Source organism: Pseudoalteromonas sp. SCSIO 43088, assembly GCF_023650795.1.
Lineage (GTDB): Bacteria > Pseudomonadota > Gammaproteobacteria > Enterobacterales > Alteromonadaceae > Pseudoalteromonas > Pseudoalteromonas shioyasakiensis.
Genome location: NZ_CP072675.1, coordinates 2,237,971 through 2,252,148, shown reverse-complemented (window position 1 = coordinate 2,252,148; position 14,178 = coordinate 2,237,971). Strand labels below are relative to the sequence as shown.

General features: G+C 41.1%; 11 protein-coding genes and 1 riboswitch. Of the genes, 4 read left to right on the top strand and 7 right to left on the bottom strand.

Annotated elements, in window-relative coordinates; translation table 11 throughout:
- Positions 1 to 142: 142 nt before the first annotated feature.
- Genes J8Z28_RS10415 through J8Z28_RS10405 form a run of 3 tightly spaced genes read right to left on the bottom strand, consistent with a single transcriptional unit; the run spans position 143 to position 4,751 of the window.
- Positions 143 to 2,929: an Mks condensin complex protein MksF gene (locus J8Z28_RS10415; protein WP_054561688.1), complete on the bottom strand. Its 2,787-nt coding sequence runs from the start codon at positions 2,927 to 2,929 to the stop codon at positions 143 to 145.
- A complete protein-coding gene (locus tag J8Z28_RS10410) occupies positions 2,929 to 3,474 on the bottom strand; it encodes a condensin complex protein MksE (RefSeq protein ID WP_250659382.1) in 546 nt (181 codons plus the stop codon). The genes J8Z28_RS10415 and J8Z28_RS10410 overlap by 1 nt, the downstream gene beginning before the upstream one ends.
- Before the next feature lie 2 nt (positions 3,475 to 3,476).
- Positions 3,477 to 4,751, bottom strand: coding sequence for an MksB family condensin complex protein (locus J8Z28_RS10405; RefSeq protein WP_055196777.1), 1,275 nt, complete (start codon positions 4,749 to 4,751; stop codon positions 3,477 to 3,479).
- Positions 4,752 to 4,899: 148 nt separating this feature from the next.
- Between J8Z28_RS10405 and nhaD the strand changes: the two genes are divergently transcribed.
- On the top strand, positions 4,900 to 6,150 hold the full coding sequence (nhaD, locus tag J8Z28_RS10400) for a sodium:proton antiporter NhaD (protein ID WP_054551492.1): 1,251 nt from the start codon (positions 4,900 to 4,902) through the stop codon (positions 6,148 to 6,150).
- An 88-nt stretch (positions 6,151 to 6,238) separates the two neighbouring features.
- A riboswitch (Lysine riboswitch) is annotated at positions 6,239 to 6,411 on the top strand.
- 81 nt (positions 6,412 to 6,492) lie between these two features.
- Complete coding sequence (gene lysC, locus J8Z28_RS10395; RefSeq protein ID WP_055020817.1) at positions 6,493 to 7,872, top strand: lysine-sensitive aspartokinase 3; 1,380 nt, start codon at positions 6,493 to 6,495, stop codon at positions 7,870 to 7,872.
- Here lysC and J8Z28_RS10390 read toward each other — a convergent pair.
- Positions 7,849 to 8,586, bottom strand: a complete 738-nt coding sequence (locus tag J8Z28_RS10390) for a 4'-phosphopantetheinyl transferase family protein (protein ID WP_250659381.1) — start codon at positions 8,584 to 8,586, stop codon at positions 7,849 to 7,851. The two genes, lysC and J8Z28_RS10390, sit on opposite strands and share 24 nt — an antisense overlap.
- 148 nt (positions 8,587 to 8,734) lie before the next feature.
- Here J8Z28_RS10390 and J8Z28_RS10385 point away from each other — a divergent pair, with 148 nt between their 5' ends.
- Positions 8,735 to 10,060 (top strand): sodium-dependent transporter, encoded by a 1,326-nt coding sequence (locus J8Z28_RS10385; RefSeq protein ID WP_055020819.1) that lies wholly within the window; start codon positions 8,735 to 8,737, stop codon positions 10,058 to 10,060.
- A 106-nt stretch (positions 10,061 to 10,166) separates the two neighbouring features.
- On the opposite strand, the gene J8Z28_RS10380 is transcribed toward J8Z28_RS10385, so the two are convergent.
- A complete protein-coding gene (locus J8Z28_RS10380) occupies positions 10,167 to 11,150 on the bottom strand; it encodes a 2-hydroxyacid dehydrogenase (protein WP_055020869.1) in 984 nt (327 codons plus the stop codon).
- Positions 11,116 to 11,631: a glutathione peroxidase gene (locus J8Z28_RS10375; RefSeq protein WP_054551485.1), complete on the bottom strand. Its 516-nt coding sequence runs from the start codon at positions 11,629 to 11,631 to the stop codon at positions 11,116 to 11,118. The genes J8Z28_RS10380 and J8Z28_RS10375 overlap by 35 nt, the downstream gene beginning before the upstream one ends.
- Positions 11,632 to 11,745: 114 nt before the next feature.
- On the opposite strand from J8Z28_RS10375, the gene J8Z28_RS10370 reads away from it, so the two are divergent.
- Positions 11,746 to 12,627 carry an NAD(P)-dependent oxidoreductase gene (locus J8Z28_RS10370; RefSeq protein WP_250659380.1) on the top strand — a complete coding sequence of 294 codons (882 nt, stop codon included), beginning with the start codon at positions 11,746 to 11,748 and terminating at the stop codon, positions 12,625 to 12,627.
- Between the two features lie 39 nt (positions 12,628 to 12,666).
- Here the strand turns inward: J8Z28_RS10370 and sbcB are convergent, their stop codons facing one another.
- A complete protein-coding gene (gene sbcB / locus J8Z28_RS10365; protein WP_250659379.1) occupies positions 12,667 to 14,112 on the bottom strand; it encodes an exodeoxyribonuclease I in 1,446 nt (481 codons plus the stop codon).
- Between the last annotated feature and the right edge of the window lie 66 nt (positions 14,113 to 14,178).

Here is a 14,178-nt window from a genome sequence, read left to right as displayed (position 1 = left end):
TTTCCACTACTTGATTGATAACATAACACAAATAATTCTCAACTGAATGATTATTTAAAAACTATGGCACATTTACAAAAAAGTACTGTAATAGTTTGTAAACATAGTCATCCTTGACTGAATCAATGATTAATTTTTGTAATTAAACAGTGTGTTCCACATCTATCCAGTCTTTTTCATCCACCCAGTTTTGAGCACCATCTTTAACAGTACGAATAGGGACGATGTAATCACAGCTAACTTGTGGTTTAACTGAGGCAAAAATCGGCACAAAGCCAAAGCTTAGCGCGGTTTCGATAATTGCTTTTTGGTTTTGTGGATCGATATCGGCAGCTTCATCGATATAAATCGGAATACGATACAAGTTTTGTTCTTGGTCGCTTAATAAGTAACGAATAAACAGCATGCCGCAAAGTAACTTAATGGTAATACGCGTACCGTTAGAACCAGCTGAGTCAATTTTTTCGAAGTGCTCAGTTTCACCAGCACGGTTTACTACTTCAAAACGAATATCAAATAAGTCGGTCAGTGTTAAACCGGCTTTTTCTGAGGCAAGCTTAATCAAATGATCTTTCGCTTCGTTTACCGCAGATTCGCTATAAGGCTCTTGGCTTAATAGGTCTAGGGTATCGCCTTGCTCAAACTGATTTGAGGTACTAATAATGGTATCAATGCTATCAACCAACATCTTGCGCGGAATAACATTAATTTTGAATGCTTGAAGGTTAGAGATACGGTGCTGACTAATGCCTTTATTAAAGCTGTTCATTTCGCGGCGTAGGCGGTCTAAGTCTTCACGCAAGCCCTTAATAGTGGCGGCTACTTCGGTTAACGCAACTCGGCCTTGACGTTCAACCGCATCGCGCTCGTTATCGATGTTATGAAACGCGCTGATGAGCTTTTCGTATTTAGTAAACTCATCGTTTTCGTTATCAAATTTAGTAATACCCGCATTGTAAATATGCATGTAGGTGTTACGTACGTTGATATCAAAGTTACGAAGCTCTTGGCAGTCTTTGTTAAAGTGATGAATGAGGTCACTTAAGTTATCAAAATCAATATTGATTTCAATCATGTATGGAGTGACTTTGCCTGAGTAAAAATCAAGCGTGTGATCGATACGTTCAGATTTAACTTGACGCAAACGGTCAGCTTGGCGGGCAAGCAGATCTTTTTTCGACTTGATAATTGAGCGACGATCGCTGATTGAGCCACTATTTTTTTGAATGTCTTGCAGATAGTCGTCAACTTGTTCGCGTTCTGCATTTAACTGCTCTTTTAGCAGAGTTTGTGCATCGACAGATTGCTGCATCACTTCAAATTGTTCAAAGCGTTTTAATGCTTCTTCTGAAGCCATTAGCTCATCATATAAGGCATCTTTTTCTTTTTGCTTTTCGGCCACATTAGCAGCGACTTCGCGCTGTTGTTTAAACTCTTTCAGTGAGTTTTCAAGAGCAGCGAGTTGCGCGGTTAATTGCTCTTTATTTTCGCCCGTTTGCATTTGCACTGGGCTTAGCTTTTTAAGTTTAATAGTTGCGCCAGGAAGAGTCAGTACACCGCCTTTCACGTTAGCTGATAACTGCTCTAAAAACTCACCAAAAGCATCTTCGTCTGTTATATCAACATCACCATTGCTGGTGGTGGCAAACGATAAGATATCTGGGTTTAAAATACGCGAAATTTCTTCAACTTCTTTTAAAGACAAATCTTCACGCATACGAGTGAACAAATTAAACTCGAGGTTCTTTAACTGCAGTTTTAAGCTCTTAATTTGCTTTTGTGTTTCGCTGATACGGTAATCTAGTGTGTGTAAGCTTTGACCTTGAGCACTGCTTAATGAATGCGATAACGATTCATAATCTTGTTTAAGCTGAGTAAGGCTTACTTTTAAAGTGGCTTTGTTAACTAGTTCAAACTCAGATTTAAGCGCTCGATAGTCTAAAAACCACTGTTCAATTTGAGTTTGTTTACGTTCAATATCACGGGATTGCTGAATATACAGCTGCTGCTTTTGGTCGAACTCGTGCTTTTCGTGTTCGATATCCTCAAGTGCAATATTTAGCTCAGCGAGTTGCTCTTGTTGATAGGTTTCAAAGTCAATCAGTGCTTGGTCAATTTTTGGCGCATAGGCAGCAAGTTTGCCTTTTAAAACCGTTTGGTTTTCAAGCATAGATTCAAGGGCTGCGATAGGCTCTTGCATTGACTCAAGGGCTTTTAATTCACGTTTAGCGCGATTCACTTTATCGAATGAACGTCGCCACACTTCATAAAAGTCGACCCGTGAGTTTGACATATGACGCTCAAATACACGTAGCATAAAGCGTTTAACATCACTGGCACCTAACTTATGCAAGTTAAGAATACGGCGGAAAATTTCTTTGTAAATCGCGGAGTCTTGCACGTTATTGAGGGGGATCATCTTTAAGTTGATATCGCCATCAAACGGTGTTGCGCCGCCAGTGAGTAGGGCGTTTAGCTCCTGCGCTTTTAATTCAATTGGATTAAAACCTTGCTCTTTTAAGTGATTAAAAAGCTTGGTGAATTTTACAATGGTTTTGCCTTGAGTGTAGTGATCAAGGTTCAACTTACCTTGGTAGCAAAAAAACTGATGCGCGTAACCGGCAATTTTACCAAGGCCGGCAACACCAATCACCACAGGGCCATTAGGCAGGTCAGCTTCGAGTAAAATATAGGATTGATCTGACGAAAAGTAGAATTTTCGGGTTTCGTCTAAATCGTGGCCATCCCATTCTGTTAAGCGCAAATCATTAATCAGTGGAAATTGCAGGGCATTAATTACCGAGCTTTTACCGGTATTATTCGGTGCACAAATAGAGCTACTTTTATCCAGTGGGATCACGCATTTTGCATAGCCTGCGGTATTTAAAAGCGCAAGTTTGCTGAGTCCGTATAGGCTTTGGCTTTGCATTAGTCGTCATCTCCTAGGTAGGTTTCTTCGTTTACTTCCATTAATGCATCGATATAACGATAAATAGGTGCTTGCAGCATAAAGCCGTTTTCTACTTCGCGAGCAAGACCTAAACGTACCATACGTAGATAAACGTCTTTACGTAAATCTGAGCCTGAGAAGATTTCTAATTGATCAAACAGGTGCTTGTTGATTTGCACTAAGGTTTGCATCAGTTTAAGGTCGTTTACTTCGTCAAACAAAGCACGCATTGGATCTTTACCGGTATTGGCATAGTGCTCAATTAAGATGTAGATAGTCAGTGCGATGGCACGCGAAATTTTCCCCATGTTTGGGGTGCTTTCGTCGCTGCCAAAATAGTAAAAGCCACGGCTATCATGTTGTAGGTCATGGCCAAGGGCGTTAAATAACGCGCGATAAGCATCAATGTGTTGGTCAAGCTCTTGCCACATCAGCGTGTCTTGTTCGCTAATGTGGTAGCCTGATGTGAGCTTTTTATTAATAGCTTGCAGATGCGTTAAATCATCTAAATTAATATCTGTCATGGTTATTGCTCTGTTGCTTTTTTATCGTCAGCAATCGATGAGTTAAATGGGTAAAGAGAGAAGTGTTGCTGGGCAATTTTTATTTTTACTTTCTCTTGGCTTTGGCTGATTTCAAGGTCGCCATCGCTAATCAATTTTTGATACAAGAACAGCATTTCGTCAGCTTCTAAGTCTGGGTAGCTTTCATCTAAGAAACTAAGCAGCGGCTGAGCTTTTTTGCTGGCTTTTTTAAAGCGTTTTCTAAATTGTGTTTTAACGTCGTTGTAATCAGGAATATGCGGGCTTTGATAGGCGGGCACATCATCATGTTCAGGAAGCTGATATTCATCGTGCTCAAAGTCAACTAAGCCTGCCATATAAGCCACGATATGACGTTGCTGACCAAGTGAAAAACGTTGTGCGTCTGAGACAAAGTTAGGCTGTACTGCACTTAACATGTTATCGACGCCATTTTTACGCACTAAACCAAGCACTTTAGCCGCTTGGCGAGTAATTAGGTTGTTGCGACGTAACTCTTCACGTAGCGGCATCAGCATATCGGCGCTTTTACGTAAGCTTTCACGGCCAACTAAATGCATTTCTAAAATACGGGTACGTAATTGTTCAAGCATGCGCTTGTCTTGATATGACTTACCAAGGCGGTCAATTTGCTCTATTTGCGCGCTAATTTGTGCTTCGATGGTATTAAAGCAAGCGTGGAAGTCACCTCGAATATCCACCATTTCAAGCATAGGCTCGATGTATTCATCGAACGCTTCAATTACAGCCTGATAGCGTTTTTGCAGTGATTGCACCGCGTTATCAGCTTTCGCTTGCTCAACAATATTTAAAATTGCGTTTTCATTGTGGGCAAATAATTTCATTATTTTGCGTACCCGATCATCCATAATACGGCTGAAGCGGCGAAGCTCGTCGTAATCTTCAATTTCACCGGCTTTAGCAAGGCGATTACCAAGGCGAGCTAAATCATCAACAAGCACACTAATTTCTTGGGCAAGACCTAAGTGTTCTTCTTGTAGCAAGAAAGTCGCAAAATCGGCGATCGCGCGGTTGATTTCTAACTGCGATGATTTTGCCAGTGGAATGATAATATCTTGATTCAATAAACGATTTGTCTCTTTATAAATGCGTTCATTTGACCATGAAGGTTGTTTTTGTTTTATCGCATTTTGTACGTCTTTCAAGCTGAAATCAGCCATCTTAAAACGTTTAAATAGCAGTTCTAACACCCCCCAATGTTCAGTAAGGGTATTTAATAACTTTTTAGCTGGGATCATAAGGCTCCAGTAAATTCAGACTTTGGTGTTAGCGATTAGTATTAAATTATGTAATTGAGAATAGTTTTATGCTTTCTATGCTGCTAGAATCCGCGCCGAAACACTCGACTTACAATTTTTACATTATTATAAAGGTTGTTCAAACACCATGGTAACCCCACTTATCCTAACCCTGATAGCGGTGGCATTTTTGCTTATCGTTATAGAGGATATTATCCATGTAAACAAGGCCAAAACGACGCTTTTTTTTGGCACTTTATGCTGGATTATCTTATTTATCTCTCCAATTCATGGGCAAAGCCCAGAAACAATACAACATCAACTGGATCACAACATATTAGAAATCGCGACTTTGTGGCTGTTCTTAATGGCTGCGATGACCTTTGTAGCGTATTTAAACTCTAAAGGTTTTATCCAGAATATTGTTCATAAAATTATGCCAAATCAAATCAGTGAACGAAAGCTGATGTTTCTGATTGGTGGGTTTGCGTTTCTATTTTCATCAATATCAGACAACATAACTGCAACTTTAATCTCGCTTGCGGTGGTGATGTCACTTAAGTTAGATCCTAAAAAATTAATAAAATATGCGACCTTAATTGTATTTAGTGTTAATTCGGGTGGGGTGTCGTTGATCACGGGTGATGTTACAACCCTGATGATTTTCTTAGACGAAAAAGTCACGATTGCTAATCTACTATTATTAATTGCCCCTGCACTGACAAGTGTTGCACTGCTCGCGGCGATGTTGTCGGTGGGTATGTCGGGTAATGTTGTGTTTGAAAAACAAGCAGCCCGTCGTATCGAAAAGACAGATATTACCATTGCGGTTATCTTCTTCTCGACGATTATTGCTACGTTAACTTTGAGTGTGCTTTATAGTGTGCCGCCGTTATTAACTTTTTTATTTGGTTTATCTCTGATGTTTTTGGTTGCGCAATTCTTAATGCGCAAAAAAGACGTTAACAAAAAAATCATCGATTATATTCGTGAAATTGAATACGACACCTTATTGTTCTTCGTTGGTGTGTTATTGCTGGTTGGCGCATTAAAAGAAGTTGGTATGCTTGCTAAATTTACTCACTTATATGAGTTGATGGCACCGGAATATGCCAACTACTTGATGGGGCTATTATCAGCGGCGGTAGATAACGTACCTCTAACTGCAGCACTTTTAAAAGCTGATATTGTGATGAGTCCTCAGCAATGGCTGTCGTTTACTTACGCAACTGGGGTAGGTGGCTCAATGCTTATTATCGGCTCTGCGGCAGGTATTATTGCCATGAGTAAGGTTAAGGCACTGACCTTTATGAGCTATCTTAAAATGTCGGTTTATTTATTAATTGCTTATACCGTTGGTTATTACGGTTCGCACTTAGCGGGCAGTTTAATTTCATAAAACAACTTGACAGCTAGACGTCTAAACGTTAACTTTCGAAGCCTGCTTTTAACAGCAGGCTTTGTTATTTTAACCAGGTGTTAACTTAACATTCAGAAGAGGTGCGATACTTAGGTAATTAATGTGAGGTGACGAACGCCGATGACCATTAATGAGGGAAGTACTCGCCGAGAAAATTAACCGGACGTCACGGTTATTTTTCGGTTTATGGGGCTGAATCCTCAAAACTGTCACCAAACTAGGTGGAGAGCTTCTGGCATGGACTACTCTTTATTTTCAAAGCACCCCCTTGCCGAGTTCTTCTTGAATTACTGTGGATAGTTTTCCACAAAAGGAGACGACATGAATACCCAATTAGCCGCCAACACAAAATCAGATTACGTTGTTGCAAAATTTGGTGGCACCAGTGTAGCTAACTTTGATGCTATGAGCCGCTGTGCAGAAATTATTTGTGCTGATAATCAAGTACGTATTGTTGCTGTGAGTGCCAGTGCAGGCGTGACCAATCATTTAGTTGCATTGTGTAAAGCTGATTTGAGTGCGGCTGAACGTGATGAGCATATTACTGGCGTTGTCGCCATTCAAGAAGCAATCTTGGCAGAGCTGTCACTGGATGCTGATTTAGCACATGGCTTTAATGAAACGCTTAAGGCTTTTCAAAAGCTAGCATCAGACGGGGCTAAGTCAGTAGCAGATCAAGATGAACTACTGAGCTTTGGCGAGCGTTTGTCATCGTATTTATTTACTCAAGTATTACGTGGGCAAGGTCTTGATGCGGTTCGTTTTGATGTACGTAAAGTGCTAAAAACAGATAGCCAATTTGCTAAAGCTACCCCAAATGTTGCAGCAACCGCTGCGGCTGCTAAAGAGCATTTAGTGCCATTACTTGATGACCATGTTGTGGTAACTCAAGGTTTTATTGGAAGCAATGAGCACAATCAAACGACCACTTTAGGGCGTGGTGGTTCAGATTACAGTGCTGCATTACTCGCTGAAGCAATTAACGCAAAAAGCGTGCATATTTGGACCGATGTTGTGGGTATTTTCAGTACTGATCCGCGTTTATGCGCTAAAGCAAGCCCAATTGCACGCTTAAGCTTTGATGAAGCGGCAGAAATGGCAACGTTTGGTGCAAAAGTACTGCACCCGGCAACCATTTTACCTGCAAGCCGTAGCCATATTAGTGTGTTTGTTGGTTCAAGCCGTGAACCACAGTTAGGTGGCACATGGATTGAAAAAGAAAAATCTCAGCAACCAGGTATTCGAGCCGTAACACAGCGTAAAAATCAAATTCTGTTAACGGTTAAAAGCCCAGAAATGCTCCTAGCGAGTGGTTTCTTAGCCCGTGTATTCACCATTTTAAGTGAGTTTAATATTTCGGTTGATTTGGTTACTACCTCAGAGATCAGTGTTGCAATTACTTTGGATAACGCACCAAATGCATCACGCCCTGAGCTTGATCAAGCTTGTTTAGATAAGCTTTCTGAGTTTTGTCATGTGTCGGTTGAGAATAACTTAACGCTGGTGGCTTTAATTGGTTCTGAAATTCAATTACGTCAGCAAGAAATGAACTTAATGCAGGTATTAAGCGATTTTAATATTCGTTTAATTTGCCACGGTGCAAGTAAACATAACCTGTGCTTCTTAGTTGAGCAAAGTGAGTCAGATGAAGTCGTGCAGGCTATTCACAGCCGACTATTAGAAAGCCAAGTCGCGGCGTAAGTCGTTAAAATTAATAAAAGAGCACTGCCAGTCAGTGCTTTTTTGTGCCACAACACTTATATCAAACCCTTCAATAGAATTACTACTCGCGCTGAAATTATGTTTGCTCAATTCTTCAAATACATTAGGAGCAAGTAGTTTCGCAATTGGCTGAGCACTTGCTTTGGCAAGCGCTTCTTTTAATGTCCAAATTCTAAAAAAGCACTGTGCCTGTTCATCGGGAGCGTCAAAACGGCTAATTAAGTCAACTTCATCTTGATGATAAAAATGCTTTGCGAGTTTGATAAAAGGGCGAGGCTTACTGCTTTGTTCAATATCAAAACCAAATCGCTGCTGTTCGGGGTTAAGGGCTGCGCCAATTAAACGATTTGAATGTGATAAACAGGCCCACACAGGTTCTCTGCGTTTTGTATGTAATTTGAGCTTACTGTCTTTGTCATTAAACTGGCTTGATATTTCATTGAGAGCTAAATCATCACTAGGGTAAGCATGTTGATACAAATACTTTAACGTTAGGCGAGTCGCTAAGTACTCTTGCTTAGCGCTAGGAACTTTGCGTTTTTCAAGCACGCTTAATTCAAACTCACTGAGTAATTTATCAAGGGGTAATCTTTCAACATCAATATGTGTTGCATCCATCAGCATAATTTTTTTGACCGTTATTTGGCTTTGCTGCTCGATGATAAGAGTATTCGAAAAGTAGTCACAGCTCATGGTTTAACGCTTACACGAAGGCTCGTATTTAGTTTTGTTTATTTTTACAGCAGATGCACATTTATAGGCATGAACAAACGCAAATAGTTTACGCAGTTGACTGTAATTATGGTTTAATGATGAAAAATAATAACAGATTTGTAGATGTATGGCACAAGTTCGTGACGGCTTTCAAAGTCGATTAGGTTTCGTTTTAGCAGCTTCTGGTGCGGCGGTAGGTTTAGGTAATATTTGGGGCTTTCCAACACAAGCGGCAAACCATGGCGGCGGTGCATTTTTACTTGTTTACTTCATTGTTATCTTCTTATTGGCGCTTCCGGCTCTTTATACTGAGCTGTATTTAGGCCACCAAGCGCAAGCGAATCCAGTAAAAGCATTATCTAACGCATGGCAAGACACAGCGCCTAAAGTGGGGGCAGCAGCTGGTTATATTGGCCTGTTTGGTGCGGTTGTAATGCTGAGCTTTTATTCGATAGTTGCCGGGTGGATGCTCGCTTATGCGCTCGAGCCAGTCGCAAGCTTCTTTGGTTTTACTGAGTTAAGTAACTTTTTACACAGTGACTCTATGGCACGTAATTTTGTGTTTACGCCACTGATGCTTATTCTTACAGCGAGTATTATTTTAAAAGGCGTTAAATCAGGTATCGAAACTTGGTCACGCCGCTTAATGCCATTATTGCTAGTGTTATTAGTGGCGTTAATTGCTTATATCGCCACCTTAGATGGTGCTATGGATGGCTTTGCAGCCTATTTAGTGCCAGATTTTAGTCAAATTCTTGATGCAAACTTAATTATTGCGGCAATGGGACAAGCGTTCTTTTCGCTGTCGTTAGGTGTAGGTTGTATGATGGTTTACGGCTCTTATTTAAAGCCAGATGCCAACCTGCCTAAATTAACCGGCACTGTGGCACTGCTTGATACCGGTGTAGCCTTTTTAGCGGGTTTATTGATTATTCCGGCTATTTTTGTTGCCCAACATAACGGTGTAGAGGTATTTAGCGGCGGTAAATTGGTTGGTGAAGGGCAGTTAATTTTTGCGATTTTACCTGAACTGTTTAGCACTATGGGCCAAGTGGGTTTACTCGTTGGCTTATTATTCTTTGTTTTAATGTCGATTGCCTCAGTGACATCAACCATCTCATCGACCGAAATTCCAGTAGCATTTTTAGTTGAGAACCACAGTGTAGAGCGTAAAAAAGCAACCTTATTTGTAACGTTAATCGTTTTTATTGCCTCATCACTGATTATCTTAAACTTTGACTGGTTATTTGGTTTAGTCATTATGGTGCTTACACAGTACCAATTACCTTTAATGGGACTGTTCTATTTCATTACTGTTGGCTGGTTATGGCAGCGTGGTAATAAATTGCATCAAGTATCGAGCGGTCCTCATTATTGGTTTGCCCAGTACATTCGCTTTGTATGCCCGTTATTAATGACGGCGGTATTTGTCAATGTGGCGTTGTTGAAATAGAGATTTGAGTTGCGAGTTACAAGTTTCTAGTTTCAAGGTGAAAGAAAAAAGTAAAAGGCGTGGGGTTTAAACCTCACGCCTTTTTTTAATTTAAGGTGCGTTTGCTTTAAATAACTTCGTTAGTTAGTGGTAAGTCTTGGCTTATTTCATTAGCACTTTGTAATGTGGTGCAGGCTATTTCGCTAAGTGCTTCTTGGGTGAAGAAGCCTTGGTGGCCTGTCACTAACACATTTGGAAAGCTAATAAGGCGTGAAAAAATATCGTCTTGCATGATTTCTTCACGATGATCTTTAAAGAATAACTCTGACTCTTGCTCATACACATCAAGCCCTAGGTGTCCGAGCTTTTTAGACTTAAGCGCCTGAATACATGCTTGGCTATCAAGAAGTGCACCACGAGAGGTGTTAATCAGCATGACACCATCTTTCATTTTCTCAAATGCGCTAGCATCAATTAAATGATGAGTATGCTCGTTGAGCGGGCAGTGCAATGAGATGACATCACTTTGTGTGAGTAAAGTGTCTAAATCGCACAGGGTATAAGGGCCTTCACCAGCCATTGGGTCGCAAACGAGTACCTTAGCTCCAAAGCCATTTAATATATTTACCAGCGCTAAACCGATTTTGCCGCAGCCTATAATCCCAATAGTTTTTTTAAACAGATTAAAACCAAGTAAACCGTTTAAATCAAAGTTACCTTCACGTACGCGGTTAAAGGCTTTATGGGTTTTTCGGTTGAGCGTTAGCATAAGGGCAATACAATGCTCTGCTACTGCTTCTGGGCTATATGCAGGGACGCGGCAAACCTTGATGTTATGCTCTTTGGCAGCATCAAGGTCTACATTATTGAAGCCTGCACAGCGTAATAAGATTGCTTTAATGCCAACAGCCGCCATATCTGCAATGACGTGTTTGTCGACCGTATCGTTTACAAACACGCACACTGCATCGAAACCTTGGCAGAGGGGCGTGGTATTGCTGTTTAAGGATTGCTCAAAATAACTGAGCGAAACAGACTCAGCGTATTCAGTTAGATTCCTTTCAAAAAACGGTTGCTCATACTTTTGCGCACTGAATAAGGCCAGTTTCATCATTTAAATTACTCTCTATCACCATTTTGAGGGTTTCGGGTTTGGTGCGCGGGGCATATCGCGCAACGAGTTGACCCTCTGAGTTTATAAGAAATTTGGTGAAATTCCATTTAATTGCGCGGTTTTGTGCAATTCCACGGGTATGACACTTTAAATAATTAAATAAGGGATGGGCGTCTGGGCCGTTCACTAACACCTTGTTAAAAATAGGAAAGCTGACGTCAAAGTGCTGCTGATAAAAGGCTTTAAGCTCATTGCCATCAAGTGGCTCATTGTGGCCAAATTGATTGCAGGCAAAACCGAGTACGGTAAAACCTTGTTGTTTATATTCTTGATACAGCTTTTCAAGGCTTGCCATTTGCACTGAAAAATTACATTTGCTGGCAATATTGACGATAAGCGCTGTTTTTCCTTGTAGCGATTCAAGGCTAAAGTTTTCACCAGATGCAAGCTGGGCATTGAAACGATATATACTATCCATGTTTTACCTGTGTGTTTTTAAACGGTTTAAATGAACTTTTTTTCATTCGCTTTTTAGTTATTCGGTTGAGATAATGAAATTGTTACTAATTTATCACTCAAATAGGTCAGTTTTATGTCAATGAAAGTCGCCTTCATCGGATTAGGTGTAATGGGTTACCCAATGGCGGGTCACCTTGCCAACGCAGGTTATAGCGTGACAGTTTACAACCGCACAACGGCTAAAGCGCAAAAATGGGTATCAGTGTATCAAGGTGAATACGCTGAAACACCAAGTGAAGCAGCAAAAGGGGCTGATATCGTTTTCATGTGTGTAGGCAATGATGATGATTTACGTTCAGTTGTTTATGGTGAAAATGGTGTGCTGGCAAGCATGCATGAGGGCAGCTATTTAGTTGACCACACTACAACATCAGCTGAAGTGGCGCGTGAAGTTGGCGCTCAGGCAAAATTACAAGGCATCGCATTTTTAGATGCGCCGGTTTCTGGCGGCCAAGCGGGTGCAGAAAATGGTGTATTAACCGTGATGGTTGGTGGCGACGAAGCTGATTTTAATGTTGTTCAACCTGTCATGGCTGCTTTTAGCCGTTTTAGCCAATTATTAGGTGAAGTAGGCTCTGGTCAACTGTGTAAAATGGTAAATCAAATTTGTATTGCTGGTGTGGTACAAGGCTTGGCTGAGGGTTTACACTTTGCAAAACAAGCTGGCCTTGATGGTGAAAAAGTAATTGAAACCATCTCTAAAGGCGCTGCAGGCTCATGGCAAATGGAAAACCGCTATAAAACAATGTGGGCTGGCGAATACGAGTTTGGTTTCGCTGTTGATTGGATGCGCAAAGATTTAGGCATCGCTTTGGATGAGGCAAAGGCAAACGGCGCAACTTTGCCGATGACGGCAACAGTTGATCAATATTACGCCGATGTACAAGCGTTAGGCGGCGGCCGCTTCGACACCTCTAGCTTATTAGCGCGTATCGAAGCATTACATAAAAAGTAATATCCATAAAAAACGCGACAATTATTGTCGCGTTTTTTATTACATGCTTTGTGCGTAATTGTACAAGGCTTTTAAAATATGCAGGTTTTTCTCGTTATCATCATTTTCATGAGCGAGATTTTCCAGGGTGATCATGAAATCTTGGCCACTGATCGACGGGCTATCTTCACCGTGCATTAGCTTGTTTTGGCAATACTGGCGCCATTTTGCCAGTTCATCTTGGCTAAGCGTGTGTGGCCAGTTTCGCGCGCGGTATCTAAATAACAAGGTTGTAAACTTTTTATCATCAAAATCTAGCTGCATAGTGGCTAATTGTTCAGGGCTTGCATCACGTATCATAGCAAATTTAGCTTTATCAGCGTGGCTGGTAAAACCATCATAAAGTTGATAGTCAGGGTTGGTGGTTTCGCCGTAATCACGTTGTTCGTTAAACACTTCGGTCACTTTGTCGCGAAGTTCTGTGTTGGCTTTTAAAGTAGCGAGGTTTTGTAAGCACTTTTCGCGGTCAATACCTAAACGGGCTGCGTTCTCCGGCAACAAGGTTTTTGCTGGTGCAAGAATAGGGCACTTGTTTAAATGCACGAGTTTTAAGCCTACCGGTGCTTCGTCTTCGCCAAGGTCGCTGTGTTTTGTGTAAAGACGCGTGCGTAGCTCTTCAACAGATAAATCTAATAGCACTTGCGGATCTTCAGTTAAATTAAAGCAAATAATGGCGTTTTTATTGACTGGGTGAAAGCTCATTGGTGCAATCCAGCTGGTGCAGCCTTGGCTTGCAGGAATTCGTGATGAAGTGTGCACCAGTGGTGTCATGTTAAATACATCAACTAAATCAGCCAGTGCTTTTTTAGAGCGTAAGCTAAAGAAGAACTGATACAACTTAGGTTGTTTTTCTTTTATTAATTTTGCCAACGCTATGGTTGCCGTTACATCACTTAATGCATCGTGAGCAGCAGCGTGTTCAATGCCATTGGCAACGGTTAAGTGCTCGAGTTTAAAGCTAGGCGTACCGTCTTCTTTGAGCGGCCACTCAATGCCTTCTGGGCGTAGTGCATAACAGGCACGCACTAAATCAATAATATCCCAGCGGCTATTATTGTTTTTGTATTCACGCTCGTATGGGTCATAAAAGTTACGATATAAGCTGTAACGTGTGACTTCATCATCAAAGCGGATACTGTTATAGCCCGCAACACAGGTGTTAGGTTGGCTAAATTCAGCATGGATCTTTGCCATAAACTCAGCTTCGACTAAACCTTTTTGCATCGCAACTTGTGGGGTAATACCCGTTATTAAACACGCCTCAGGATGGGGCAAGTAATCGGCAGCTGGCTTGCAATACTCAATTAACGGCTCACCAATAATATTCAAATCGAGATCGGTACGAATACCTGCAAATTGACTCGGGCGGTCCTTTTGAGGGCTTGCGCCAAATGTTTCGTAGTCGTGCCAATAAATTGTTGGTTGCTGTTGTTCTGGATATGCCATGCATTAAACCTTGCTAAGCGTTGGGCCGCTTTGACTTATTTTTTGAATTAACAGAATTATGGCATA

Bases quoted from the DNA above. Each gene is read 5' to 3' on its own strand.
- J8Z28_RS10410 (WP_250659382.1), bottom strand. From the start codon at position 3,474: ATGACAGATATTAATTTAGATGATTTAACGCATCTGCAAGCTATTAAT.
- J8Z28_RS10405 (WP_055196777.1), bottom strand. From the start codon at position 4,751: ATGATCCCAGCTAAAAAGTTATTAAATACCCTTACTGAACATTGGGGG.
- sbcB (WP_250659379.1), bottom strand. From the start codon at position 14,112: ATGGCATATCCAGAACAACAGCAACCAACAATTTATTGGCACGACTAC.
- J8Z28_RS10380 (WP_055020869.1), bottom strand. From the start codon at position 11,150: ATGAAACTGGCCTTATTCAGTGCGCAAAAGTATGAGCAACCGTTTTTT.
- lysC (WP_055020817.1), top strand. From the start codon at position 6,493: ATGAATACCCAATTAGCCGCCAACACAAAATCAGATTACGTTGTTGCA.
- J8Z28_RS10370 (WP_250659380.1), top strand. From the start codon at position 11,746: ATGTCAATGAAAGTCGCCTTCATCGGATTAGGTGTAATGGGTTACCCA.
- J8Z28_RS10390 (WP_250659381.1), bottom strand. From the start codon at position 8,586: ATGAGCTGTGACTACTTTTCGAATACTCTTATCATCGAGCAGCAAAGC.
- nhaD (WP_054551492.1), top strand. From the start codon at position 4,900: ATGGTAACCCCACTTATCCTAACCCTGATAGCGGTGGCATTTTTGCTT.
- J8Z28_RS10375 (WP_054551485.1), bottom strand. From the start codon at position 11,631: ATGGATAGTATATATCGTTTCAATGCCCAGCTTGCATCTGGTGAAAAC.
- J8Z28_RS10415 (WP_054561688.1), bottom strand. From the start codon at position 2,929: ATGCAAAGCCAAAGCCTATACGGACTCAGCAAACTTGCGCTTTTAAAT.
- J8Z28_RS10385 (WP_055020819.1), top strand. From the start codon at position 8,735: ATGGCACAAGTTCGTGACGGCTTTCAAAGTCGATTAGGTTTCGTTTTA.